General features: G+C 68.9%; 21 protein-coding genes. 12 read left to right on the plus strand and 9 right to left on the minus strand.

Features of this window, described 5'->3' with window-relative positions:
- Positions 1–85 precede the first annotated feature (85 nt).
- Both WKR98_RS28500 and WKR98_RS28505 read left to right on the plus strand, forming a co-directional pair.
- A complete protein-coding gene (locus WKR98_RS28500) occupies positions 86–1,819 on the plus strand; it encodes a thiamine pyrophosphate-binding protein (protein ID WP_238160028.1) in 1,734 nt (577 codons plus the stop codon).
- Positions 1,816–3,252: an NAD-dependent succinate-semialdehyde dehydrogenase gene (locus WKR98_RS28505; protein WP_341435328.1), complete on the plus strand. Its 1,437-nt coding sequence runs from the start codon at positions 1,816–1,818 to the stop codon at positions 3,250–3,252. The genes WKR98_RS28500 and WKR98_RS28505 overlap by 4 nt, the downstream gene beginning before the upstream one ends.
- Positions 3,253–3,271: 19 nt before the next feature.
- Here the strand turns inward: WKR98_RS28505 and WKR98_RS28510 are convergent, their stop codons facing one another.
- From WKR98_RS28510 to WKR98_RS28535, 6 genes are all read right to left on the minus strand, one after another.
- On the minus strand, positions 3,272–4,255 hold the full coding sequence (locus WKR98_RS28510; RefSeq protein WP_341435329.1) for a Bug family tripartite tricarboxylate transporter substrate binding protein: 984 nt from the start codon (positions 4,253–4,255) through the stop codon (positions 3,272–3,274).
- A gap of 25 nt (positions 4,256–4,280) precedes the next feature.
- Positions 4,281–5,465: a Rieske 2Fe-2S domain-containing protein gene (locus WKR98_RS28515; protein ID WP_341435330.1), complete on the minus strand. Its 1,185-nt coding sequence runs from the start codon at positions 5,463–5,465 to the stop codon at positions 4,281–4,283.
- A 2-nt stretch (positions 5,466–5,467) separates the two neighbouring features.
- The gene (locus WKR98_RS28520; protein ID WP_341435331.1) at positions 5,468–6,331 is read right to left on the minus strand and encodes a fumarylacetoacetate hydrolase family protein; all 864 of its coding nucleotides are present in this window, start codon (positions 6,329–6,331) and stop codon (positions 5,468–5,470) included.
- Between the two features lie 122 nt (positions 6,332–6,453).
- The gene (locus tag WKR98_RS28525; protein WP_341435332.1) at positions 6,454–6,852 is read right to left on the minus strand and encodes an MAPEG family protein; all 399 of its coding nucleotides are present in this window, start codon (positions 6,850–6,852) and stop codon (positions 6,454–6,456) included.
- A 31-nt stretch (positions 6,853–6,883) separates the two neighbouring features.
- A complete protein-coding gene (gene rmuC / locus WKR98_RS28530; RefSeq protein WP_341435333.1) occupies positions 6,884–8,365 on the minus strand; it encodes a DNA recombination protein RmuC in 1,482 nt (493 codons plus the stop codon).
- A 56-nt stretch (positions 8,366–8,421) separates the two neighbouring features.
- Entirely contained in the window at positions 8,422–9,669 is a 1,248-nt protein-coding gene (locus tag WKR98_RS28535; protein WP_161567848.1) for a citrate synthase, read from the minus strand.
- 219 nt (positions 9,670–9,888) lie between these two features.
- On the opposite strand from WKR98_RS28535, the gene WKR98_RS28540 reads away from it, so the two are divergent.
- The 9 genes from WKR98_RS28540 to WKR98_RS28580 are packed head-to-tail and all read left to right on the plus strand — an operon-like array spanning position 9,889 to position 18,633.
- Positions 9,889–11,004: an amidohydrolase family protein gene (locus tag WKR98_RS28540; protein ID WP_341435334.1), complete on the plus strand. Its 1,116-nt coding sequence runs from the start codon at positions 9,889–9,891 to the stop codon at positions 11,002–11,004.
- A 1-nt stretch (position 11,005) separates the two neighbouring features.
- Positions 11,006–12,061, plus strand: a complete 1,056-nt coding sequence (locus WKR98_RS28545) for an ABC transporter substrate-binding protein (protein WP_341435335.1) — start codon at positions 11,006–11,008, stop codon at positions 12,059–12,061.
- The gene (locus tag WKR98_RS28550; protein WP_341435336.1) at positions 12,048–13,679 is read left to right on the plus strand and encodes a gamma-glutamyltransferase family protein; all 1,632 of its coding nucleotides are present in this window, start codon (positions 12,048–12,050) and stop codon (positions 13,677–13,679) included. The genes WKR98_RS28545 and WKR98_RS28550 overlap by 14 nt, the downstream gene beginning before the upstream one ends.
- A 24-nt stretch (positions 13,680–13,703) precedes the next feature.
- Positions 13,704–14,798, plus strand: a complete 1,095-nt coding sequence (locus tag WKR98_RS28555) for an ABC transporter substrate-binding protein (protein WP_341435337.1) — start codon at positions 13,704–13,706, stop codon at positions 14,796–14,798.
- Between the two features lies 1 nt (position 14,799).
- Positions 14,800–15,873 (plus strand): 5-aminosalicylate 1,2-dioxygenase, encoded by a 1,074-nt coding sequence (gene mabB, locus WKR98_RS28560; protein WP_124690062.1) that lies wholly within the window; start codon positions 14,800–14,802, stop codon positions 15,871–15,873.
- A 9-nt stretch (positions 15,874–15,882) separates the two neighbouring features.
- The gene (locus WKR98_RS28565; protein ID WP_238160032.1) at positions 15,883–16,734 is read left to right on the plus strand and encodes an ABC transporter ATP-binding protein; all 852 of its coding nucleotides are present in this window, start codon (positions 15,883–15,885) and stop codon (positions 16,732–16,734) included.
- Entirely contained in the window at positions 16,727–17,548 is an 822-nt protein-coding gene (locus WKR98_RS28570; RefSeq protein ID WP_161567851.1) for an ABC transporter permease, read from the plus strand. Before WKR98_RS28565 ends, WKR98_RS28570 begins: the two co-directional genes overlap by 8 nt.
- Before the next feature lie 14 nt (positions 17,549–17,562).
- Positions 17,563–18,207: a maleylacetoacetate isomerase gene (gene maiA, locus WKR98_RS28575; RefSeq protein WP_124690064.1), complete on the plus strand. Its 645-nt coding sequence runs from the start codon at positions 17,563–17,565 to the stop codon at positions 18,205–18,207.
- Between the two features lie 33 nt (positions 18,208–18,240).
- Positions 18,241–18,633: a RidA family protein gene (locus WKR98_RS28580; protein ID WP_124690065.1), complete on the plus strand. Its 393-nt coding sequence runs from the start codon at positions 18,241–18,243 to the stop codon at positions 18,631–18,633.
- Positions 18,634–18,651: 18 nt separating this feature from the next.
- Here the strand turns inward: WKR98_RS28580 and WKR98_RS28585 are convergent, their stop codons facing one another.
- Positions 18,652–20,010, minus strand: a complete 1,359-nt coding sequence (locus WKR98_RS28585) for an FAD-dependent oxidoreductase (RefSeq protein WP_341435338.1) — start codon at positions 20,008–20,010, stop codon at positions 18,652–18,654.
- 101 nt (positions 20,011–20,111) lie between these two features.
- On the opposite strand from WKR98_RS28585, the gene WKR98_RS28590 reads away from it, so the two are divergent.
- The gene (locus WKR98_RS28590) at positions 20,112–21,023 is read left to right on the plus strand and encodes a LysR family transcriptional regulator (RefSeq protein WP_124690067.1); all 912 of its coding nucleotides are present in this window, start codon (positions 20,112–20,114) and stop codon (positions 21,021–21,023) included.
- A 7-nt stretch (positions 21,024–21,030) separates the two neighbouring features.
- On the opposite strand, the gene WKR98_RS28595 is transcribed toward WKR98_RS28590, so the two are convergent.
- Positions 21,031–21,462, minus strand: coding sequence for a group II truncated hemoglobin (locus WKR98_RS28595; protein WP_124690068.1), 432 nt, complete (start codon positions 21,460–21,462; stop codon positions 21,031–21,033).
- Positions 21,463–21,570: 108 nt separating this feature from the next.
- Positions 21,571–24,099, minus strand: coding sequence for an ABC transporter permease (locus WKR98_RS28600; RefSeq protein ID WP_341435339.1), 2,529 nt, complete (start codon positions 24,097–24,099; stop codon positions 21,571–21,573).
- Positions 24,100–24,229 lie beyond the last annotated feature (130 nt).

The following is a 24,229-nucleotide window of genomic DNA, read 5'->3' on the forward strand; positions in this document are numbered from 1 at the left end:
TGTTGCGAGATACCGGGCTACCTACACTTTGCGCCGGCCTGCCACCCCTGGCCCAGAGCAATGCTATCAAGGACCCGCGATGAACATGACGGCACCTCCCCTTCCCGGCTCCGGACCGGCCACGGCGCGCACCGCCGGCGCCGTCCTGGCCGGCCAACTCGCGCTGCACGGCGTCAAGCACATTTTCTGCGTTCCCGGGGAAAGCTATCTCGCCGTGCTCGATGCGCTGCTCGACGTGCCCGTGGAAGTCACCGTCTGCCGCCAGGAGGGCGGTGCCGCGATGATGGCCGAGGCACAGGGCAAGCTGACGGGAACCCCCGGCATCTGCTTCGTGACGCGCGGCCCGGGCGCCACCAACGCCGCGGCCGGCATCCACGTCGCGAGCCAGGACTCGACGCCGATGATACTGTTCGTCGGCCAGATCGAGCGCGGCACCCGGGGCCGCGAGTGCTTCCAGGAACTGGACTACCAGGCCGTTTTCGGCACCATGGCCAAGTGGGTGGTCGAGATCGACGATGCCCGGCGCATTCCCGAATTGGTCTCGCGCGCGTTCCACGTGGCCACCTCCGGCCGTCCCGGTCCCGTGGTGGTGGCCTTGCCCGAGGACATGCTGGCGGAAACCGTCGACGTGCCGGATGCGCTTCCCTACCGGATCACCGAGACCCATCCGGCGCCGGATCAGATCGAGCAACTGCGAACACTGCTGGCGGGCGCGCGGCGCCCCCTGGCCATCCTGGGCGGCAGCCGCTGGTCCGCGGCCGACGTCGGGCGCTTCCAGGATTTCGCCCAGGCCTTCCAGTTACCGGTAGTCTGTTCGTTCCGGCGGCAGATGCTGTTTTCGCAGGCCCATCCCTGCTATGCGGGAGAACTCGGCTACGGTGCCAACCCCAGGCTGCTGGACAGGATCAGACAGGCCGATCTCGTCCTGCTGGTCGGGGGCAGATTGTCCGAAGTCCCGTCGCAGGGCTATTCGCTGCTGAATGTGCCGACCCCGGCGCAGACACTGGTGCACGTGCACGCAGACCCCGACGAACTTGGCCGGGTGTATCGGGCCCATCTGGCCATCAATGCGACTCCGCGAGGATTCTGCGAGAGCCTGGCGGCCCTCCAGGCCGCGCCCGGGCGCGAAGTGCGCGAATGGACGCGCGAGGCGGCAGCCGATGCGCTGCGCTGGCGCGACCTGTCCGACATCCAGGTTCCCGGAGCGGTCAAGATGCCCGCCGTCATGCGCGCCCTGCAGGCGGAACTGCCGCGGGACACCATCGTCTGCAATGGCGCCGGCAACTTCTGCACATGGGCCCAGCGATTCTGGCCGTTCGAGGCGTTCGGCACCCAGCTGGCGCCGACCTCCGGTTCCATGGGCTATGGGTTTCCCGCGGGCGTGGGCGCCAAGCGGCTGTACCCGCAGCGGACGGTACTGGTGCTGGCCGGCGACGGCGACTTCCTGATGACCGGCCAGGAATTCGCGACGGCCGTCCAGTACAGGCTTCCGCTGATCGTGCTCCTGGTCGACAACGGGATGTACGGAACGATCCGGGCGCATCAGGAACGCGGGTATCCGGGGCGCGTCTCCGCCACGACCTTGCAAAATCCGGACTTCGTCGCCTATGCCCGCGCATTCGGCGGGTACGCCGAGCGGCTGGCCACGGCCGAGGACTGCGGGCCCGCCCTGCGCCGGGCATTGGCCTCGGGCCTGCCCAGCCTGCTGCACTGCGTGATCGACCCCGAGGCCATCACGCCTTCTTCCACGTTGACCCAGCTGCGCACCCAGGCCCTGGAACGCCTGGAGAAGGCAGCGCGCGAGGCGGGACCGGCATGAACTATCCCGATACGCGGCTCTTCATCGCCAATCAGTGGCAGGATGCGGCCGACGGCCGTACCCTGCCGGTCGTCAACCCGGCCACCGGCACGGAAATCGGCCGCGTCAGCCACGCGGGGATCGCCGACCTCGACCGCGCGCTCCTTGCCGCGCGGCAGGGTTTCGACACCTGGCGGAACACACCGGCAGCCGAGCGCGCACGGCTCATGCGGCGCGCGGCGGCACTGCTGCGCGAGCGCGCGCCAGGCATCGCGGCCATCATCACCCGGGAACAGGGCAAGCCCCTGGCCGAAGCGAAGCACGAAACCTCGATGGCGGCCGAAATGATCGAGTGGTTCGCCGACGAAGCATTGCGGGTCTATGGACGCATCGTACCCTCGCGCGTGCCGGGGGCCCAGCAACTGGTGCTGAAGGTCCCGGCGGGCCCGGTCGCGGCGTTCACGCCCTGGAACTTCCCGATCAATCAGGCGACGCGCAAGATCGCGGCGGCGCTGGCCGCGGGCTGCTCGATCATTCTGAAGGCCGCCGAGGAAACCCCCGCGGCGGCGGCGGCCCTGTTCCAGGCCTTCGCCGACGCGGGGGTGCCGCCGGGCGTGATCGGCCTCGTCTACGGCAACCCCGCCCAGATTTCCGCCCACCTGATCGCCCACCCCGCGATCCGCCTGGTCTCGTTCACCGGCTCCACCCCGGTGGGCAAGCAGCTGGCCGCGCTCGCCGGCCGGCATATGAAGCGGGTGACGATGGAACTCGGCGGCCATGCCCCCGTCATCGTGGCCGACGACGCCGACATCGACCTGGCGATACGGTCCGCCGGCGCCGCCAAGTTTCGCAACGCCGGCCAGGTCTGCATCGCCCCCACCCGCTTCCTCGTGCACGACAGCATACGCACGGACTTCGCGTCCGCACTGAGCGCCCATGCACGGAGCCTGCGGCTTGGCGACGGCCTCGCCTCGGACACCCAGATGGGACCGCTGGCCAATCCACGCCGGCTCGCGGCCATGGCGCAGCTCACCGAAGATGCGGTACGGCGCGGCGCCTCGATCGAGACCGGCGGCGAGCGGCTGGGCACGGCCGGCAACTTCTGGACACCCACCGTCCTAACTGGCGTGCCGCAGGATGCCAGACTGCTCAACGAGGAACCCTTCGGTCCGATTGCCACCATCCAGGGGTTCGCGACGCTGGAGGAAGCGATCGCCGAGGCGAACCGGCTGCCGTATGGACTGGCCGCCTATGCCTACACGCGCTCGCTGAAGCATGCACACCAGTTGACGCAACACGTCCAGGCCGGAATGCTGTGGATCAACCAGCCTGCCGCCGCCTGGCCGGAGCTGCCTTTCGGCGGAGTGAAGGACTCGGGCTACGGCTCGGACGGCGGCCCGGAGGCCCTGGAGGCCCATCTCGACACGCGGCTCGTATCCGTGATGAACGTATAGAGCCGCCCGGCCGGCCCGGCTACTGCAGTTCGATCCTGGCGTCCTGGATCACCTTGCGCCACCGGGCTATTTCGCTGGAGATCAGCTCGCGCGCCTGCGCCGTCGTGCCGCCCAGCACACGCGACCCATTGCTCTCGAGGCGCGCCCTGATCTCCGGATTGTTCAAGACGTTCTGCATCCCTTTGTTCAGGCGCTCCACCACCGCGTCGGGCGTCTTCGCGGGGGCCAGCAGCATCCCCCAGGACGCGACCTGGACCTTGGAATAGCCGAGTTCGGTGAACGTCGCCACATCCGGCAGCCTGGGAGAACGATGAGCGCCGTTTCCTATGGCCAATGCGCTCAGGCCGCCATCGGCGATCAGGCCATACATCGGCTGCAGATACTCGAACGCGATATCTATGTCGCCGCTCTGCAAGGCGGTATTCAAGTTCGCCGCCGTCTTGAACGGGACGATGGTGTAGTCGAGTTTCGCGTTCGACTTGAACAGCTCGGCGGTCAGATGCTGCAGCGTCCCGATAAGCGATATGCCCACGGTGAACCGGTCGCCCTTGGCCTTCGCTTCGCGGACCACGTCCTGAACGTTCTTGAGCCGGGATTTGCTGCTGGCGAGCATCAACACATCGTTGCTCGTCATGGTCGAAATCGGCACGAAGCTCTTTTCGATATCGTAGGGAGGCGTGCGGAACAACGACTGGCTGATCGCCGTCCCGACGCCGATGTATATCACCGTGTAGCCATCGGGCGCCGCGGCGGCCACCTGCCTGATCGCCCCGATCCCGCCCGCGCCAGGACGATTCTCCACGACGACCTGCTGGCCGAGATCCTCGCCCAGCGCGTTCGCGACGATGCGGGCGATGCCGTCGGCGACGTTGCCCGCCGCGAACGGCACGACCAGGGTAATGGGCCTTGCCGGAAAGCTGCCTTCGGGTGCCGCCGCCATGGCGGGCATGGCACAGGCCCCCGCCAACAACGCGCAGGCGTACTTCATCGCTTGGTGTCTCATTTTTCTCTCCTCCTTGGAGCCCGACTCAATCGGTTTCTTTCACGTAGCCCATGAGCTTCGATGGCTGGTCGAGCCGCCGCCATTGCTTGGGCGGCTTTCCTGTCTCGACGGCGTCCATTTCGCGCCAGAGGATCTTTCTCAGCATCGAGATGCCGCGGTCCGATGCCCCCAGGCATTCGCTGGCCCGGTCGGCGATGGCTCCCTGGCCGATCAGCGCCACGTAATCCTGGGCGCTGGTCAGGCGCACGAGCGGGTCGTCGGGATAGTGCCCCGCGAACAGTTCGTCGTGATGGTCGGCCGAGTTGTAGTCATCGCATTCGTCGAAGTAGCGCTTCAGGGCTTCGTCCGCTTCCGGCGACGTCGACGGAGCCGCCCGCAGGGAAATCCGTATGGTGTGTTCGTCATCGACGGGCACCATCCAGTTCGTCACTTCCATCCAGGGGTCGCCGGCCTTGACGCCGGGAATGACGACCGTGTTGCCATAGGGAAACGTCCAATCGCTGACGCGGACCTGGGTCTTTTCACCAAGCCTGCGGACGGCGGTCTGGCATATCCCCGCCGAGGTTTCCTCATAGCTGATCTCCGGCACCTCGGCGGGGACGGCTTCGCCGAAGGCGCCCACTTTCCCCATCTGGTGCGCGAAACTCACGTGCACCGCATCCAGGGAATTTTCCGCGACCTGGAGCCAGTTGCACGGCCATATCTCCTTGCGCTGCAACAGGAAAACGCCTTCCTGCTCGCAGGAGCTCCTGCGGACAAGATCGAAATCCGGCGGCGCCCCTTCCCCCATGTACGTGAAAATCACGCCGCAGTATTCCCGGACCGGATAGGCGCCGATCCGCACACTGCCCTCGCTGCCGGGGCGCTCGGCCGGCCGCTCGGTGCATTGGCCGCTGCCATCGTATTTCCAGCCGTGGTACATGCAGCGCACTTGGTCGCCTTCGATCCAGCCGGTGTGCAGCAGCGTGCCCCGATGCGCGCACCGGGCCCCCACCAGATGGACGGTCCCGCCCTGGCCGCGGTAAAGCGTCAGGTCCTCGCTCAACAGGCGGACGCGCTTGGCAGTCCCCGCCGCCACGCTTTTCGAAAGCGCGATGGGGTGCCAGAACTGCCGCAGCACCTTGCCCATGGTGGTGTCGCCCGCGGTTTCCGTCAGGCGCCTCAAGCGCTCCGCCTGCTTGTGCGAACTCTTGCCGTCGATTTTTTCCATGTTCATCCCACCTTTACGCACAGCGGCTCCAGTCCGCTGACCTGGATTTGCAGATCGTCGCCCGTGGCGAGAAAGCGATTGCGCGCGGAACCGACCCCCGCCGGCGTGCCGGTCGCGATGACGTCGCCAGGCAGCAGCGTCATGTAGGACGACAGCGCAACGATGAGTTCCTCGGTGGAGAAGATCATCTCGGTCATGCTCTCGTCCTGCACGACTTCGCCGTTGAGCCGGGTGGAGATCCGCAGGGTGCGTGCGCGCAAGGCGTCGACGATGTCCGGCCCGCAGGCAATGGTCGGGCCCAGGGCGGACGCGCCGTCCAGCCCCTTGGCCGCGGTCCAGTCGGGCCAGGTCTTCGCGTCCGGTCCGGGAGGGCCGAGCGACACCCGGGTCAGGTCGCGCGCCGAGCCGTCGTCCAGCGCACAGACCCCGGCGACGTGATCCAGTGTCGTTTCGAGCGTCGCATCCTTGCAGACGCGGCCGATGACGACACCGATCTCTCCTTCGTAGTCGAACTTCGCCGTCATTCCCGCGTTGGGATTCAAGACTCCGCCGTGCGCGACGAAATTCGAAGGGGCCTTGTAGAAAATGACCGGGCGGATGGGAGGAAGCGTCTTGGCTTCGGCGCCATGTTCCCGGTAGTTGACGGCGACGGCAAAGACCCGGGATGCCCGATCGAGGGGAGGAAGGAGCCGTGCCTCGGCAGCGGACACCCTGCGGGTGGGGCTGCCGGCGCCCGTTTCCAGGATGCGGGGAAGCTCATCGCCCTCGCACACGATATCGACGTAGCCGTCCTTGGGGCAGCCGACGACGACCCTGTCGCCGACGAGATAGCGCCCAACGCTGAAATGCCCGTTTGTCACTGTCATCTTCATTCCACGAATCCATGAACAAGTGCCGCCATCTTGGCACTCGCCGCTTCGAGAGACGACGGACAATGCGAGGCAATTGTCTCCTTTGTTGCTCCTGCGTTCTTTCTCTTTATTCGCTCCTAGCCCCCGGTCCGCCCCGCCATCGCCGCCGACACGAACAACCCCAGCACGCACATCATGCTGGCGACGTGCGCGGCCGAACGCAGGGCGGGTTTGTCGCCCAGGTAGCAGCCGATGAACAACAGCCGCGCCGCGACCCACGCCAGCGCCCAGGCGTCGGCCTGGTTCTGCGGGGTACCCGCCAGGTGGGCGATGATCACGGCCGCGGCGAAACCCGGCAGGGTCTCGAACGCGTTCAGGTGCGCGCTCCAGGCGCGCTTGGCGATGCCTTGTATGCGGTTCGGGAAATCGCGCGGATCGCGGTTGTCGCGCAGGGGCCGGGCGCGGTTCCGGGCGATGCCGAAGCAGACGTAGGGCATCAGTATCGCGACGAACACACACCAGAATGCGAGGGTCATGCCGGCCTCCCGGGGTCTGGCCCCGCGTCTCCTAGTTTTCCGCTTCCCCATCGGCCTCGTCGGCCGCGAGGTTGTCGTCCTCGGTCCCCAGCAACTGGCGCGTCTCGCCTTCCGGCAGGGCCTCGACGGTTTTCAGGTTGCGCAGCATGGCGCGGGTGCGCACCTCGGTCTGCCCGATCTTGTTGCTGGCGGTTTCCAGCGTCTTTTTCACGCTGGCCAGCGCATCGCCGAACTTGCCGAACTCCGACTTGACCGCGCCCAGCACTTTCCAGACCTCGGACGAACGCTGCTCGATGGCCAGCGTCCGGAATCCCATCTGCAGGCTGTTCAGCAAGGCGGCCAGAGTGCTGGGGCCGGCCACGTTGATGCGCAGCGCGTGCAGCTTGTCCATCAATCCGGCGCGCCGCAGCACCTCGGCATACAGCCCCTCGGTGGGCAGGAACATGATGGCGAAGTCGGTGGTGTGCGGCGGCGCGATGTACTTGGAACCGATGCGGCGCCCCTCCAGCTCCACGCCGCGCTCGAAGGCCTGCCCGGCGGTACGCACGGCATCGAGGTCGGCGCGCTCCTGCGCGTCCACCAGGCGCTCGTATTCCTCCTTGGGGAACTTGGCGTCGATCGGCAGCCATACCGGCACGGCATCGTCGCCGCGACCCGGCAGGCGGATGGCGAATTCCACCAGTTCGTCGCTGCCGGGCACCGGCTTGATGTTGCGGGCGTACTGCGCCGGCGTCATGGTCTGCTCGATCAGCATGCCCAGCTGCACTTCGCCCCAGGTTCCGCGCGTCTTCACGTTGGTCAGCACGCGCTTGAGGTCGCCCACCCCGGCCGCCAGCGACTGCATCTCGCCCAGCCCCTTGTGCACGGCCTCCAGCCGGTCGGAGACCAGCTTGAAGGACTCGCCCAGCCGCTGTTCCAGCGTGGCGTGCAGTTTCTCGTCCACGGTGCGGCGCATCTCCTCGAGCTTGACGGAGTTGTCGGCCTGCATGTCCTTGAGGCGCTGCTCCACGGTGGTACGGACCTCGGCCATGCGGCGCTCATTGGCCTCGGTCAGCACGCGCAGTTGTTCCGAGAAACGGTCGGCGAAGCGTTGCAGGGCCTGCGCGCTCTCGTCGCGGTTGGCCGCGGCGTCGCGGGTCAGAGAAATGCGCAGCGCCTCGAAGCGTTCCTGCAATTGCGCCGTCAGCGTGGTCAGGTTCTGGGCGAAGGCATCGAGCTGCTGGTTCAGCACCTGGGCCTGTTGCGCCTGCTGGCCGCCCAGGGCATGCAGGCCCTGGGCCAGCGTCTGGCCCAGTTCGGTGCGCAGTCCGCGTGTGGACTCGGCCAGTTCCGACCGCAGGCCGCGCTGGCTTTCGGTGATGTCGGCCCGCAGCGTGCGCTCCAGGCGCTCCTGCTCGGTCAGGATCTGGTCCAGGCGCGGATCCGCCCCCGGTTTGCGCAGCAGCGCCAACAGTGCGAACAATGCCGCGAGCACGGCAGCGGCGGCGCTGCCCCACAACAGGTATTCGGTCAAGACTCGGCCCCCAAAACCACGGATTTTAGAGGGAAGACGCGGCGGACGGCGCCCGGCTATCCCAGGTAGCGTGCGCGGGGCCTGAGCATCACCCCCGCCATGCGCTGTTCGATGGCATGGGCGATCCACCCGGCCGAGCGCGCCAGCGCATAAAGCGCCCCCGACGAACGGCGCGGCAGGCCCAGGGCATGGCACAGCACGGTCAGCGCCGCCTCGGCGGTGGGCGCCATGCCGGTGCGCGCCTGGACCGCGGCCAGGTACCCGGTCCAGTCCGGCCGGCGCCCGCGCGTGGGCTGCGCGCCCGCCGCCAGGGACAGGAGGGGCGCGACCCGCGGATCGCCCTGGGGGTACATGCGATGGAAGAATCCCGGCGCCCGGCCGCTGGAGCGCAGCGACTCCTCGATGCGCGCCAGGAATCCCGCCTCGTCGGACGCTTCCAGCAACAGGTCCTCGATGCGCCGGTACACCCGCCGGCTGCGCGAATTGCTGTGCACGCTGAGCGCGGCGTTCAGGCAGTGCGGCAGGCTGGCGCCGCTGGAGGCGGCAAGCCGGACGGCCACGGCCTGGGGCGTCAGGTGATGATCCGCCAGCAGTACCAGGGCGGCGTTGACGGCGCGCTCGCGGACCGGGTTCGCCGGCGTGCCGACGGCCCTCAGGATGTGGGCCGCGAGTGTCTCCCCTTCGCGGCCTACGACGAACCCCGCTTCCGGGCCCAGGTAGCCCAGGCAGCCCGCGAACAGGGACAGCGCGGCGCGCGCGTCGGCCAGGGTCGTGCCATGCCGCGTGTCGTGGCGCGAGTCGCCCGCGACCGCGAGCAGCGAAACCGCCGCGCTGAAGTACTGGATGGGCTCCATGGCCCCGTCCAGCTTGCGGAACACGTGCACCGCCAGCGCCGGCAGCGGCTCGGGCGGCCAGGTTTCGGGCTCCTCCGGGCGCACGCCGGTCCACAGCAGCTCGGCCAGGTTCTCGAACCGCTCTCCGCTTGCCGCCAGGTCGACCGCGGCAAATCCCCTGTAGGCCGGCCCCCGCGGCGTGATCTCGGTCACGGCGGTCTGGATGATGGGCTCCGACCAGTGCGGCTGGTGGCTACCCCCCTTCGAGGGTCCGCCTTCGGCCCGCGCGCGGCTGCGCGATCCCATCCGCTCCACGTCCTCGCGCAGGTACATGACCGGACCGTCGTCGCCCTGGCGCTGGCGCCGTATCCACCCCCGGCTGACGTAGGCATAGAGCGTCTGCTTCTTGACGCGCAAGGCCTTGGCCGCGTCGTCGGCCGTCATGTAGTGGACCTCGTCGATTCCGGGCATGTCCTGGCTCCTGTTCCCCATGCATTCCGGCGCTGGATATTGATCAATAAATCAACTTCTACCCGCGGAATGGCCTGGTCTATGCTTGGCCAATCATGTTCCATTCGGGCACCCCGTCCAGCAGCATGGATCGGCCTGGGGGACATCATATATTGATTTGAATCACGCTCAAGCAATATTGATCAACATGATATTTCCCTCACCCGGAGCAGGCCTCCCATGATCATCGATACCGATTCCCACGTCATCGAATCCGAAGCGACCTGGGCCCATCTCGATCCCGCCTACCACGCCCGCCGGCCCCTGCCTTTCGCCGCCCCCACGGACACGGGCTTCCAGGACTGGAACACCTTCTGGGTCATCGACCGGAAACTGCGCCATTTCGGCGCCACCCCCATCGCCGGCAACGCCATGGCGGCGCGCAAGACCTTCTCGCCGGGCGTCCAGCAGATCACCGACGTGCCGGCGCGCGTGGCCGCCATGGACAGGATGAAAGTCGGCAAGCAGATCGTCCATCCGTCGTTCGTGCTCTCGACCCTGAGCGAGGATCCCGATCTCGAAGCCGCGCTGATCCGCAGCTACAACACCTTCATGGCCCGCGCCTGCGCCGAGTCGGGCGGACGCATCTTCTTCAATGCCGTCGTGCCGTATCGCCAGCCGGACGTCGCGGTCGAGGAAATCCGCCGCGTGCGCAAGCTGGGCGGCGCGGTCAGCGTCCTGGCCCGCGGCCTGGAGTGGGACCGCCCCATGGACGATCCCCGGCACTACCCCATCTTCGCCGAAGCCGAACGCCAGGGACTGCCCATCGTCGTGCACCTGGGCCTGGGGTCGCCCGCCATGTACGGCATGTTCGACGGCCTGCCCCACCCGCCGGCCGAGCGCAAGACCTTCTATCCGCCCTACTCCCGGCGACTGCTCAGCACCCTGACCGTCCAGTACGCCTTCTACAACCTGATGGAAGGCACGCTGCTCGACGATTTCCCGCGCCTGAAATGGGCCTTCCTGGAAGGCGGCGGATGCACCTGGATGGCCGCCGCGCTGCGCACCATCGAACGCGGCGGCAAGGCCAACGCCGCCGACTACTTCGCCAGCGGCCGCATCCACGTCGGCAGCGAACCCGACGACGACATCAACTACGCGGCCTCGGTGCTGGGCGAACAGGCGCTGCTGGTATCGAGCGACATGCCGCACTTCGACGAGGCCGCGCACGACAGCATCGCCGAGGAATACGAGGAACGGGACGACCTGAGCCCCGCGCTGCTGGAGAAGATGTTCCACCAGAACGCCTCGCGCCTGTTCGATTTCGACGCGGCGACGGCGGGCGGGGCACGCTGACATGCCCGCCGCCCGGACGCTGTGGTACACGCGCTGCCCGCTGCCGACCGCATCGGGGGTGGCCATCGAACGCGGCCTGCTCGACGCCGCGTTCGCGCCGCTGGGCATCGCCGTGCAATCGCTCAACGCCTCGCTCGACCACCAGGTCCGCGAGGCCCATTTCGATCACGGCCAGCCCGGGCTGTTCCGCCAGGGCGGCATGATCCCGCCGATCTGGAGCCGTGCGCGCGGCGCCGACACCCTCGTCATCGCCACCGGCTGGATCGATGAATACCAGGCGGTGATCGCCCTGCCCGACAGCGGCATCCGCGACGGCGGCGACCTGCGCGGCAGGCGCCTGGGCGTCCCCTGCCGGCCGGGCGAACAGATCGACTACTGGCGGGCGATGTGCCTGCGCGGCTATCACAGCGCGCTCCAGCTTGCCGGCCTGGCGCCCACCGACGTGGAATTCGTCGCGCTGCCCATCCACGAGGGCCAGATTCCCACGGGCGGCGCCTCGCAGCGCGGCTCGCTGTGGCACGGCGCGCCCCGGGCCCGGCGGCAGAGCCGCGAAGCCCTGGCCCTGGCGCGCGGCGAAGTCGACGCCATCTATACCGCCAGCCCGGCCGGCGCGCAGCTGACCGCATTCCTGGGCGCCCAGGTCGTGGTCGACATCGGTGCCGCGCCGTCTCCGGCGCTGCGCAGCAACAACCAGGTGCCCACGATCCTGACCGTGGATGGACGCCTGGCACGTACCCAGCCCGATCTGGTTGTCCGTTACCTGGCGGCCTTGTTCGACGCTGCCGACTGGGCCCGCGCCCAGCCTTCGGGCGCAGCCGCCATTCTGTCCGAGGACGTAGGAACCACGAAGGAATGGCTGGTCGCGGCCCATGGCGACGATGTCGCGGCCAGACTCGCGCCGGTGCTCGACCCCACCCATATCCAGGCGGTCGCCGCCCAGAAAGACTTCCTGCTCGGCCTGGGGCTGCTGGAAAAGGACTTTGACCTGCAGGCGTGGATCGCCCCGGAGTTCATCGAGGCGGCCGCCGCGACGCGAGGCTCCCATGCAACTGCCTGAACCCGCTACGTCGGTATCGCCGCCCCGGCCGCTGTCGGCCGCCGGGCGCGGCGTCGTGGCCAGCGCCCATGCGGCGGCCAGCGCGGCCGGCCGGACCATGCTCGAACGCGGCGGCAACGCCATGGACGCCGCCATCGCGATGGCGGCGGCGCTGGGCGTGGCGCAGCCGATGATGAGCGGCCTGGGGGGCGACAGCTTCATCCTCTGGTACGACGCCGCGACGGGCCGGATCACGTCGATCAACGGCGCGGGCCCGGCGCCCGCGGCGGCCGCGGACAACCCGGCGCGCCCCCTGCCCATGCGCGGCCTGGGCTCGGCCTCGGTTCCCGGCGCGGTGGATGCGATGTGCCTGGCCTACGACCGCCATGCCAGCGGCAGGCTGTCCTTCGGCGAGCTGCTGGCGCCCGCGATCGAACTCGCGGAGCGGGGATGCGAGACCCCGCACTTCTGCGCCAGGTTCTTCGCCCTGAACGAAGCGCTCCTGGCGGCCGATCCCGGCGCGCGCCAGGCCTTGTTGATAGACGGACGCGTGCCGCGCGAAGGCGAATCGCTGCGGCAACCCGACCTCGCGCGCACGCTGGAACGCCTGGCCACGCGCGGCCGCGACGATTTCTATGGCGCGGGCCTGGGCGCCCGCCTGGTCGAACTCAGCCGCCAGACAGGCGGTCCCTTCCGCGAATCGGACTTCGACGGTGTGTTCGCCGAGGCCGCCGCCCCGATCCAGGTTCCCTACGGCGACGGATGGGTGCTCAGCAACCCGCCCGTCGCCCAGGGCACCGTCCTGCTGCAGGCCCTGGGCATCCTGGACCGGCTGAATCTCCCCGCGGGTGATGGTGCGCTGCGCGCGCATTGCATGATCGAGGCGCTCAAGCATGCCTTTGCCGACCGCAACGACTTCCTGGGGGACCCCCGTTTCACCGAGAATCCGCTGCCTCAACTGCTGGCGGCGCCGCGCCTGGACCGGATCGCCGCCGCCATCGACCGGTCGCGCGCCGCCACGGCGCTGCCGCGCGCCCGCTGGTCGCTCGGCAGCGGCGACACCACCTGCTTCGTGGCAGCCGATGCGCAGGGCAACGTGGCGAGCTACATCACCAGCATCTCGACGCCGTTCGGCGCGGGCGTGGTCGTGCCCGGCACGGGGGTGCTGCTCAACAACCGAGCGGGCCGGGGATTTTCCCCGGACGCCCACTCGCCCAACCATCTCGCTCCCGGCAAGCGCACCATGTCCACGCTGCACGTCTACATGGCCCTGGACAGCCAGCGGCGGCTGGTGATGGCGGGAGGCACTGCCGGCGGCGACGGCCAGCCGCAGTGGAACCTGCAGATCCTCGACGCCGTCCTGAACCGCGGCCTGTCGCTGCGGCAGGCGGTGGACCAGCCGCGCTGGGAACTCTTTCCCGGCAGCGACCCCGCCCATCTCGCGCACCCTTACGAGATCCGCGTCGATCGGCGCCTCGACGCCACGCTGGTCGACCGGCTCCGCGCGCTGGGCCACACGATCAGCGACAAGTCGCTGGGCATGCTGGGAGCGGCGCAGGTACTGGGGATCGCGCCATCCGGGGGTTTCGTCGCCGCTGCCGATCCCCGGGCAGACGGGGCCGCGTACGCGGTCGGTTGACCATTCGCTCGCCTAGGAGCCGCCATGAATACCAGACGCCGTTCTCCTCCCGCCGCCCCCTCGCCCACCCGGCGCCGGCTGGCCGCCCTGTCGGGCCTGGCCTTGGCCACGCTGCCGCCGTGGACGCGCGTGCTTGCCGCGCAGCCGGACAAGGCGCTGCGCAAGGTGCGTGTCGGCATGCTCGACAGCCTGTCCGAGGCGCCCGCGCTGATCGCGTACGAACAGGGCTACTTCAAGGAAGAAGGGCTGGACGTGGAATTCGTGTCGTTCAGCAACACCGCCGACATGGTGGCCCCCTTGAGCGCCCGCCAGCTCGACGTCGCCTCCGGCGCACCCACGCTGGCGCTGTTCAACGGCGCCCTGCGCGGACTGCCGTTCAAGCTGGTCGCCGACAAGGGGCGCAACTCTCCCGGCCACGGGTTCAACGCGCTGGTGGTGCGCAAGGATCTGGTCGATTCCGGCCGGGTCAAGGGCATAGGCGACATCAAGGGCATGAAGGTGGCGACGCCGTCGCGCCATTCCCCGATGGAACTGCAACTGGACACGGCGCTGCGCACCGCCGGATTGGGCCTGAACGACGTCGGCTTCGAGCAGCTCGCGTTTCCCAGCATGGTCGCGGCGCTCGCGAACAAGGCGGTGGACGCCGCGCTGATGATAGAGCCGCTGGTCACGGTCGTCTCCCAGCGGCAGATCGGCGCGCGCCTGCTGGGCTTCGACCAGACCTCGCCCGAATTCCAGATCGCCGGCATCATCTATGGCCCCAGCCTGACCCAGGCCGATTCCGACGTCGGCAGGAAATGGATGGTCGCCTACGTGCGCGGCATCCGCGACTACCTCGATTCGCTGGACGGCCGGGGCTCCCGCGACGTGACCGAGCGGGCGCTCAGCCGCCACATCGAAGTCTTCAAGAACCAGGAGCTGTTGAAGAAAGTGGTCTACCCGGGATTCAACCCCGACGGCTACCTCAACCTGCAGACCATCAAGGACAGCATGGCATGGTACGCGGGGCTGGGGCTGCTCAAGACGCAGCCCCGGCTGACCGACCTGGTCGACTACCGCTACCTGGACCATGCCCTGGATCGCCTGGGCCGCAAGGGCCCCAGGCAAGGAGTGAATTGACATGGCCTCCGACAGCCTCGAACAACTGCATGCCGACATGGAACGGGCGCGCCTGGTGCCCACGTGGAAATACGTCTCGCAGTTCGTATCCATGCAGCCTGTCGTCACGTACCGGCCCTTCCTGTGGAAATGGGACCACGTACTTGCCCATCTGATGCGGGCGGGGGATCTCGTGACCCTGGAGCGCGGCGCCGAGCGGCGATCGATGGAACATACGAATCCCGACCTGCGGGCCCAATTCTCGACCTCCCATACCCTGGCGACCGCCCTGCAACTGGTGCGCCCCGGGGAACGCGCGCCCGCCCACCGCCACCAGGCCGGCGCGGTCAGGTTCGCGGCCCGCAGCCACGGCGGCGAGGTGTTCACCTGCGTCCACGGCGAACCGCTGCGCATGGAAGAGAACGACCTCTTGCTCACGCCCTCGGGCACCTGGCATGGGCACAGGAACGACACGGAACACGATATCGTCTGGCTGGATGCGCTGGACTATCCGCTGGTCAACCTGCTGCAGGCAAGCTGGTTCGAACCGGGCGACGACGATTCGGCGCCGCCCCGGCCCGAGGGCTATACGACGGCCCGCTACGGCCATGCCCGGCCGGCGGGCTGGGACGGCGACCCCGATCCCCAGCCCGTCATGCGCTACCGCTGGCTCGACATGCGCGAGTCCCTCGAACGCCTGCGCCGCGAAGACGGCAGCCCCCACGACGGCATCCTGCTGGAGTACGTCAACCCCCGGACCTCCGGCCCCACCCTGCCGACGATGTCCTGCCGCGCCCAACTCCTGAGACCCGCCGAGCACACCCGGGCGCATCGCGCCACGGCCAGTACCGTCCACTACGTGATCGAGGGCGAAGGCAGCAGCATCGTCGATGGCCAGCGCTTCGACTGGGCCCGCGGCGACGTCTTCGTCATTCCGAACTGGGCCTGGCACGAACACGTGAATCCGCACGGCCGCGATGCCATCCTGTTCTGCATCACCGACGAGCCGGTCATGCGGACGCTGGGCATGTACCGCGAACAACCCTATCCCGACCACGACGGCCGCCAGACGGTCGGATCCACCTTCACGCCCTAGGAGACGGTGATGAAAGCGATGCCCGAATTCGCGCTTTCCCCCGGCGCGCCGGCGGACCCCGGACGCCGGCGCGCGATCGTCATGGAAAACCTGGGCAAACGCTTTCTGGCCGGCAAGGGCGAATACACGGCCTTGCGCGGCGTCGATCTCGACATCCTGAACGGGGAATTCGTCTGCATCGTCGGGCCCTCGGGCTGCGGCAAGACCACGCTGCTGCGCATCCTGGCCGGCCTGGACACGCATACCGACGGCAAGCTGGCCGTACGGCCCGCCCCGGCCGGCAGGCCGCTGACCTCGGTGGTGTTCCAGGAACACTCCATCTTTCCCTGGCTGAGCGTGTACGACAACGTCGCCTACGGCGTGCGCTCCAGCGGCATGCCCAAGCCGGAAATGAAGCGGCGGGTCGACTACTATCTCGACAAGGTGGGCCTGCGGCCCTTCGCCCACGCCTACCCGCACCAGCTCTCGGGCGGCATGAAGCAGCGCGTCTCCATCGCCCGGGCGTTCGCCAACGATCCCGAGATCCTGCTGATGGACGAACCGTTCTCGGCGCTGGACGAGCAGAACCGCGCGGTCATGCAGGAAGAGCTGCTGCGCATCTGGGAAGAAACGCGCAAGACGGTCGTCTTCATCACCCACTCCGTCGACGAGGCGGTCCTCCTGGCCGACCGCATCGTCGTGCTGGGCGGGCGCCCGGGCGGCGTGCGCGCCACGCTGGCCTCGCCCTTCGCCCGCCCGCGTTCGTACGCGGCCCTGCGCGCCGATCGCGCCTATGTCGATCTCGCATCGCGGGTGGCCGCGCACATCCAGGAATCCTTCCTGCAAACCCAGTCCGACCAGACAGGAGACGGACATGGCTGAGGACCTGATCCCCATCGAACCCTCGCGCGACATCGGGCACGCGGAACGCCGCCGCCAGCGGCTGGAACGGCTGCTGTCCGTCGCCACGCCCCTGATCATCCTGGCGGCGTGGGAAGCCCTGGTCCGCGCGGGGCTGGTCGACGCGCGGCTGTTCTCGTCGCCCAGCCAGATCGCCGGCACGTTCTGGGCGCTGGCGCAGTCGGGCGAACTGGCGCGCCACGTCGGCATCTCGCTGGTGCGCATAGGCATAGGCTTCGCGCTGGGCGCCATTCCCGGCGTGCTCACCGGCGTCGCCATCGGGCTCTCGCCGCTGGTCAGGGCCGTGCTGTCGCCCGTCATCGCCTCGCTCTACCCCATTCCCAAGATCGCCATCTTCCCGCTGATCATGGTGATCTTCGGCATAGGCGAGGTCAGCAAGTACGTCCTGGTGGCGATCGCGGTGTTTTTCTTCATGGCGATCAACTCGGCGGCGGGCGTATTGAATGTCGAACGCATCTATTGGGACGTCGGCCACAGCTTCCGGGTCGGCCGATTGCGCCGCATCCTGACCATCGCGCTTCCCGGCGCGCTGCCCATGATCATCGCCGGCATCCGGCTGAGCCTGGGCGTGTCGCTGCTGGTGCTGGTCAGCGCCGAGTTCGTCGGCTCGAAAAGCGGCATCGGCTTCCTGGTCTGGGATTCCTGGCAGACCTTCAACATCGAAACGATGTTCGTCGGCATCGTGGTCATCGGCGCGCTGGGCTGGATCTTCTTCACGGTCGTGGACGAATTCGAACGGCGCTTCCTGCCCTGGGCCCCCGGCAACCGGCGCTGAAGGGACACGCCGTCATGCTCACGCTCTACACCTACTGGCGTTCGTCCACCTCGTACCGGGTGCGCATCATGCTCAACTGGAAGGGCCTGCCCTACCGGCCGGAGTACGTCAGCCTGCCGCGCATGGACCACCGGGCCGCGCCGTTTCTCGGCACCAATCCGCAGGGCCTGGTCCCGGCCTTGCAGGACGGCGATTTCGAACTGGCCCAGTCGATGGCGATCTTCGAATACTTGGAGGAGCGCCATCCTTCGCCCGCCCTGCTGCCGACCGACGTCCGCCGACGCGCCTACGTGCGCATGCTGGCCAACATCGTCGCCTGCGACATCCATCCCTTGAACAACGTCCGGGTCCTGCGCCATCTGGAACAGCGCCTGGGCCTGGACGAGGCCGCCCGCAACGACTGGTACGCCACCTGGATCGCCGCCGGCCTGCAGGCCTTCGAAGCCTCGCTGGAACACTGGGGCTGGGATGGCGACTATTGCTGCGGCGATGAACCGGGCCTCGCCGACGTCTGCCTGGTGCCCCAGCTCTACAACGCGCGCCGGTTCGGCTGCGACCTGCGCCCCTATCCCCGGCTCGCCGCCATCGCGCGGCGCTGCGAATCACTGCCGCCCTTCGCCGCGGCGCATCCTTCCACGCAGGCCGACGCGGTGGCCTGAAGCCTCGCGTCCACCACAGGAGAGTCCCCAGCCATGAAAAGCATCCATGCGCCCGAAGTCAAAGCCGCGCCGCCCCAGACCTGGACCAACTGCAAGGTCCACAACGGGCAGTTCTTCATCTCGGGCATGACCGCCCACGATCTTTCCGGTGGCGTGGAAGGCGACGGCAGCATGTACGACCAATCGCGGCGGACCTTCCAGAAGATCCGGCACCTGGTCGAGGCCTGCGGCGCCGCCATGGACGACATCATCCAGCTCAACGTGTTCGTGACCCGGATCGAGGAAAGACAGGAGGTCTGGCGGGCGCGCAAGGAATTCTTCACCGGCGACTTCCCCTGCTGCACCCTGGTCGAGGTGACGGGACTCGCCACGCCCGCCCTGAAGGTCGAGATCAACGCCACCGGCTTCATCGGCGGCCGCGCCTGATCTCGCCCGGCGCCGCCGCTACATGTCCCGGCCCAGGTAGGCCCCGTCCCGCTCCAGGACCTGCTGCAAGGCGGCCACGTCCAGCCGGCGCGGCGCCACGCCGGCGCGCAGCGACAGGGCCGCCGCCGTGCCGGCCGCCTGGCCCATGGCGAAACACGGACCGGTCACGCGCGCGGCTGACTGGCCCATGTGGGTCATCGAAGCGCAGCGCCCCGCCACCAGCAGGTTGTCCACGCCCAGCGGCAGCAGCATGCGGTACGGCAGGTGGTTGAAGCCCCGCACATTGGGCACGTCGACGAACTTGAACACGATGTCGCCGGCGACGTGGGCCTCGACCGGCCAGCCGTTCACGCCTATGGTGTCCTCGAAGCTCGCGCAGCCCAGCACGTCGTCCTCGGTCAGCTGGTATTCGCCGACGATGCGGCGCGTCTCGCGTATGCCCACCTGCGGCGCGATCTCCAGGATGTACGAGGCGTCGAAGCCGGGCGCGTACTCGCGCAGGAACTCGAAGAAGTCGCGGGCCTGGCGCCGGCCCTGCAGTTCGCCCTCGCTCAATTGCCAGGCATCGGTGCCGTCGATCGCGGTCCCGTCCGGATTGCTGAGCTGGGTCACGTTGGCGCGCCATTCGACCGGATTCCTTTGCGGCCGCACGATGGGCGTCTTGCGCGCGAAGCGGCGGCCGTTGCGCGCGGCTTCCTCCATCAGGCGGCCGAAATGTTCCCAGGCCCTGCCGGCGCGGGCCGGATCGACGTTGTTGACGCGGAACATGGTCGACGGATACAGCATGCCGCCGTGGCCGTCGCCTTTCTCGTAGGGCACGCCCGCCGCGGCCGCCATGTCGCCGTCGCCCGAGCAATCGATATAGATCCTGCCGACCACGGCGGCACGGCCGGACTTGGTCTCGACCAGCAGCGCGGCGATCTCGCCGGGCGAACGCATCAGCACGCCGGCCGCCTGCGCATGGAACAGCAACTGGCTGCCGCTGGAGACCACCAGGTCATCGGCCGCCAGCTTGTAGGCCGCGTTGTCGTAGGCCTGCGCCATGATCTTGTCCTGGAACATGCGGTGCGGCTCGCACAGCCCGCTCAGCCCTTCCAGCGTGGCCAGCAGCTCGTCCGCCAGGCCGTGCACCACGCGCCGGTTGTCGCCGAAGACGTTGGCGTGCAGGCCGCAAAAATTGGTCACGCCGGCGGCCGTACCCATGCCGCCCAGGAACCCGTAGCGTTCGATCAACAGGGTGCGGCAACCATGGCGCGCCGCCGCCGCGGCCGCCGTCATCCCGGCGGGCCCGCCGCCCAGCACCACCACGTCGAATTCGCCCAGCACGGGAGTCTGCCGCGCGGGTTCGGTCACGCTGGCCGGATGTGCCGCTGTCATTGCTTCACCTTGTCGTTCAGAGAATGCGGACATGTTATCTATTTCAAAACGGATTATCTGGTCTAATTCGACGAACCAGCTTTCGCGTTTTGGAAAAGAAGATGGATACCCTGGCCAACCTGCGCGCTTTCCTCGCCACGGTGCGCGGCGGCAATTTCTCGGAAGCGGCGCGCCAGCTCGACACGGTGCCCTCGGTCGTCGCCAAGCGCATCGGCCATCTCGAATGGACCCTGGGCACGCGCCTGTTCGAGCGCTCCAGCCGCCGCGTGACGCTGACCGAGGCCGGCCACAAGTTCCACGCCCGGGCACGCGCGCTGGTCAGCGATTTCGACGACATCGCCTCGGAACTCAAGCGCGACCAGGACGCGCTGGACGGCCACATCCGGCTGCGGGCCCCGACCTCGCTCACGGTGCTGTACCTGGCCGACATCCTCGCGGCCTTCCAGCGCCGCCACGAACGGCTGACCCTGGAAGTCGCGCTGCTGGACCGGTCGGCCAATCCCGCGGAGGAAGGCTTCGACATCTCGGTCAGCGGCCGCGCCGACAGCTACGAGGGCGTGGTGGACGAGCCGCTGTGCCCGCTGCGCCAGGTCGTCTGCGCCGCGCCCGACTACCTGGCGCGCCGGCCCGCCCCCCGCCATCCGCGCGACCTGGCCGACCACGACTGCCTGGTATTCAACCCCACCGGCCACAGCTGGCACTTCAACAGCGCAAGCGGCCCCATCAGCGTCGACGTGCCCGCGCGCCTGGGCGCCAACGACAACTACGTGCTGTATGCCTCCGCCCGCGCCGGCAACGGCATCGCCGTGCTGCCCACCTATGTCGCGCGAAGCGCGCTGGCGGACGGCAGCCTGGTGTCGCTGCTGGAGGACCACCCCTTGCAGGACGTCTGGCTCAAGGCCCTGATCCCGGCCCGCAAGCGCGCCTTGCCGCGCATGGAGCTGCTGCTGGCCTGGCTGCGCGAACACCTGGGCGGCACGCCGCCCTGGGAAAGACCCGGCGGCGGCGCCTGAGCCCGGCCTATTCCGGCCGGTTCCGCATCCAGTCCGCCGTGTTGTAGAACGAGGCCAGCAGCTTGTCGGCCAACGCCGGCTCGACGCCGACCTGCTGCATCGCCCGGCCCATGCAGACCACCCACTGGTCGCGCTCCGTGGTGCCGATCGAGAACGGCAGATGGCGTGCCCGCAGGCGGGGATGGCCGAAGCGGCGAATGTAGTAATCGGGGCCGCCCATCCAGCCGCACAGGAACCAGAACAGCTTCTCCCTGGCCTGGTCCAGCGACGGGCCATGCGCGGCACGCAGCTCGGCCAGGTCGGCGTCCAGGTCCATCAGGTCGTAGAACCGGTCGACCAGTTCGCGCACGCGCGCTTCGCCGCCTATCACGTCGAACAGGGTCTGGCCGGCCGGAGCCGGTTCCTCGGGCTCGCGTATCAATATCGTCTTGTCGTTCATGTCGTTTCCATCGAGAAGCGGAAAAAACACCGCCCTCTCATCAGCCTGGTAGTTGCGCGGGCACGGCGGATCCGGCTTTGCCGGGGCGCGCGAAGCGCGCAGGGGGGGCTATACCTCCCTGAGGGTCGCCAGCGGCGGCTGGCGCAGCACGCCGCGCAGGCCCATCCATCCCCCCGCCCAGGCGCACGCCACGCCCACCAGCAGCCCGATCGCCCACACCCACGGATTGGGCGTCAGCGCGAAGTTGAACACATGGCGGGCCAGCAGCCATGCGATCACCGACGCGCCGGCGGCGGCCAGCACGCCCGCCGCGCCGCCTATGGCGGCCAGCTCCAGCCATTGCGCCAGCGACAGCTGGCGGCGCGTGGCCCCCAGCGCGCGCAGCAGCCCCGCCTCGCGCACCCGCTCGTCGCGGGTGGAGGCCAGCGCCGCATACAGCACCAGGCAGCCGGCGGCCAGCGTGAACAGGAACAGGAACTGTACCGCCGCCACTACCTGCTCCAGCACGTCCTGCACCTGTCTCAGGATGGCGCTGGTATCGAAGATGGTCAGGTTGGGAAATTCCCGGATCAGCGCGTTGGACAGATCCGCCTTCTCGGGCGGCAGGTGCAGCGCGGTGATCCAGCTCTGCGGCATGTCGCGCAACGCCGCCGGCGACAGGATGGCGAAGAAGTTCACCTGCATGGAATCCCAGTCCACCGCCCGCAGGCCGGTCACCTTCACGTCGACCGCGTTGCCGGCGATGTCGAACCGCAGCATGTCGCCCAGGTTCACGCCCAGGGTCTTCGCGATGCCCTGCTCCATCGATACCTCGGCGGCGTCCGGATCCAGCCAGCGGCCGGCCACGTCGCGGTTGTGGCCCGGCAACTCGTCCATGTAGGAAAGATTGAACTCCCGGTCCACCAGCCGCTGCGCGCGATCGTCCTGGTAGTCGGCCGGCCCGACCCCCCGTCCGTTGATCTCGATCAGCCGCCCGCGGATCATCGGGTAGAGCTGCACGTGGCCCAGCCCCGCCTGCGCCAGACGCTGCGTAACCGCCTCGCGCTGATCCGGCTGGATGTTGATCAGGAAACGGTTGGGCGCATCGGGCGGCGCGGCGCTGCGCCAGCCCTCGACCAGATCGCCGCGCGTGATGGACAGCAGCAGGATCGCCATCAGCCCCACCGCCAACGCGCAGATCTGCGCCACCGTGGCGCCGCGGCGGCGGACCACGCCTGCCAGCGCGAAACGCAGGGCCACTGGCCCGCGCTGCCATTGCCGCAGCGGCTCCAGCCAGCGCAGCCCCAGCCACGAGATGCCGGAGAACAGCAGGAAGCCGCCCAGGAATCCCCCGGCAACCATCAGGCCCAGCTTCAGGTCGCGCGCAAACCAGAGCAGCAGCAGCGCGAAGCCCACCGCGCCCACGCCATAGCCCAGCGCGGTCCGCACCGGAGCGACGCCGGTGTCCCGGCGCAGTACGCGGGCGGGCGCGACGTGGCGCAACTGGGCCAGCGGCGGCAGCGCGAAGCCCATCAGCAGCCAGACACCGGCCAGGAATCCCTGTATCGCGGGCAGCGGCCCGGCGCGCGGCAGGTCGGACGTGATCAGGCCGCCCAGCGCGGCGATCAGGCCTTCGTGCGCGGCATAGCCGAGCGCGCTGCCGACGGCGGCCGCCCCCAGCGCGATGATCAGGAACTCGGCGGCGAACAGCCCGGTCAGCGTGGCCTGCGTCGCCCCCAGGCAGCGCATGACCGCCACGCTGTCGAAATGCCGCAGCGTGAAGCGCCGCGCGGCCAGCGCGACGGCCACCGCCGCGATCAAGGCCGCCAGCAGCGCCACCAGCGACAGGAACTGCTGCGCCCGATCGATGGTGCGGCGCATCTCGGGCCGGCCGGAGTCCAGCGTTTCCACGCGCTGGCCGCGCTGCGGATGGGCCTGCAGCCAGGCGGCATACTCGCGCGCCGCCGCCGGCTGCCCCGCCGCCAGCAGGCGGTAGGTGATGCGGCTGCCGAAAGTCACCAGTCCGGTCGACGCCAGATCGTCCTCGCGGATCATGACCCGCGGCGCCACGTTGATGAAGTTCATGCCGCGGTCGGGTTCCACCGTGATCACCCGGGCGATGCGGAAATGCCGGTCGCCCAGCTGCAGGTCGTCGCCCACGCGCACGTCCAGCAGCGACAGCAGCTGCGGGTCCACCCAGGCGGTCCCGGGCGCGGGAATCTCGCGGGTCGGTTCATCGGGCGCGGTGGGGCCGTCGGCCACGCGCAGACTGCCGCGCAGCGGGTAGTCCGGCCGCACCGCCTTCAAGGCCGCCAGTTGCGAACGCGCGGCGTCGCCGGTCCCGACGCTGGCCATGGACGGGAACTGCAGGTTCTCGGTCACCGACAGCCCAAGCCGGCGCGCTTCGTCGCGCGGCGCCTGGCCGGCCGGATTGTCGGAGATCAGCACGACGTCGCCGCCCAGCAATTGGGCGGCGTCGCGTTCGAGCGCCTGGCGGATGCGGTCGGCCAGGAAGCCCACGCTGGAAACCGAGGCCACGGCGATGACCAGCGCCATCGCCAGCAGCCTGAGTTCCCCGGCGCGCCAGTCGCGCACGGTCATGCGCCAGGCCTGGGCCAGGAGGGACAGCGGTGAGAACGAACGGATGTCGGTGGTCATGGCCGGCGGGAAAGAAAGTGGATCGAAGGCGAGCGCCCGGGCGATGCGGGCCCGCGGCACGCGCGGCGCGCCCGGGCAGCCCCGGATAGGACCGCGCCGGCTGCCCGCGGTTCACGCGTCCCCGCTACTT

The organism is Pigmentiphaga sp. YJ18 (assembly GCF_038066655.1).
Classification (GTDB): domain Bacteria; phylum Pseudomonadota; class Gammaproteobacteria; order Burkholderiales; family Burkholderiaceae_B; genus Pigmentiphaga.

Excerpts from the sequence above, each read along its gene's own strand:
- WKR98_RS28555 (WP_341435337.1), top strand. The coding sequence starts at position 13,704 with ATGAATACCAGACGCCGTTCTCCTCCCGCCGCCCCCTCGCCCACCCGG.
- WKR98_RS28595 (WP_124690068.1), bottom strand. The coding sequence starts at position 21,462 with ATGAACGACAAGACGATATTGATACGCGAGCCCGAGGAACCGGCTCCG.
- WKR98_RS28585 (WP_341435338.1), bottom strand. The coding sequence starts at position 20,010 with ATGACAGCGGCACATCCGGCCAGCGTGACCGAACCCGCGCGGCAGACT.
- WKR98_RS28600 (WP_341435339.1), bottom strand. The coding sequence starts at position 24,099 with ATGACCACCGACATCCGTTCGTTCTCACCGCTGTCCCTCCTGGCCCAG.
- WKR98_RS28535 (WP_161567848.1), bottom strand. The coding sequence starts at position 9,669 with ATGCCCGGAATCGACGAGGTCCACTACATGACGGCCGACGACGCGGCC.
- maiA (WP_124690064.1), top strand. The coding sequence starts at position 17,563 with ATGCTCACGCTCTACACCTACTGGCGTTCGTCCACCTCGTACCGGGTG.
- WKR98_RS28510 (WP_341435329.1), bottom strand. The coding sequence starts at position 4,255 with ATGAGACACCAAGCGATGAAGTACGCCTGCGCGTTGTTGGCGGGGGCC.
- WKR98_RS28505 (WP_341435328.1), top strand. The coding sequence starts at position 1,816 with ATGAACTATCCCGATACGCGGCTCTTCATCGCCAATCAGTGGCAGGAT.
- WKR98_RS28590 (WP_124690067.1), top strand. The coding sequence starts at position 20,112 with ATGGATACCCTGGCCAACCTGCGCGCTTTCCTCGCCACGGTGCGCGGC.
- WKR98_RS28525 (WP_341435332.1), bottom strand. The coding sequence starts at position 6,852 with ATGACCCTCGCATTCTGGTGTGTGTTCGTCGCGATACTGATGCCCTAC.
- WKR98_RS28540 (WP_341435334.1), top strand. The coding sequence starts at position 9,889 with ATGATCATCGATACCGATTCCCACGTCATCGAATCCGAAGCGACCTGG.
- WKR98_RS28550 (WP_341435336.1), top strand. The coding sequence starts at position 12,048 with ATGCAACTGCCTGAACCCGCTACGTCGGTATCGCCGCCCCGGCCGCTG.
- mabB (WP_124690062.1), top strand. The coding sequence starts at position 14,800 with ATGGCCTCCGACAGCCTCGAACAACTGCATGCCGACATGGAACGGGCG.
- WKR98_RS28500 (WP_238160028.1), top strand. The coding sequence starts at position 86 with ATGACGGCACCTCCCCTTCCCGGCTCCGGACCGGCCACGGCGCGCACC.
- WKR98_RS28520 (WP_341435331.1), bottom strand. The coding sequence starts at position 6,331 with ATGACAGTGACAAACGGGCATTTCAGCGTTGGGCGCTATCTCGTCGGC.
- WKR98_RS28515 (WP_341435330.1), bottom strand. The coding sequence starts at position 5,465 with ATGGAAAAAATCGACGGCAAGAGTTCGCACAAGCAGGCGGAGCGCTTG.
- WKR98_RS28545 (WP_341435335.1), top strand. The coding sequence starts at position 11,006 with ATGCCCGCCGCCCGGACGCTGTGGTACACGCGCTGCCCGCTGCCGACC.
- WKR98_RS28570 (WP_161567851.1), top strand. The coding sequence starts at position 16,727 with ATGGCTGAGGACCTGATCCCCATCGAACCCTCGCGCGACATCGGGCAC.
- WKR98_RS28565 (WP_238160032.1), top strand. The coding sequence starts at position 15,883 with ATGAAAGCGATGCCCGAATTCGCGCTTTCCCCCGGCGCGCCGGCGGAC.
- WKR98_RS28580 (WP_124690065.1), top strand. The coding sequence starts at position 18,241 with ATGAAAAGCATCCATGCGCCCGAAGTCAAAGCCGCGCCGCCCCAGACC.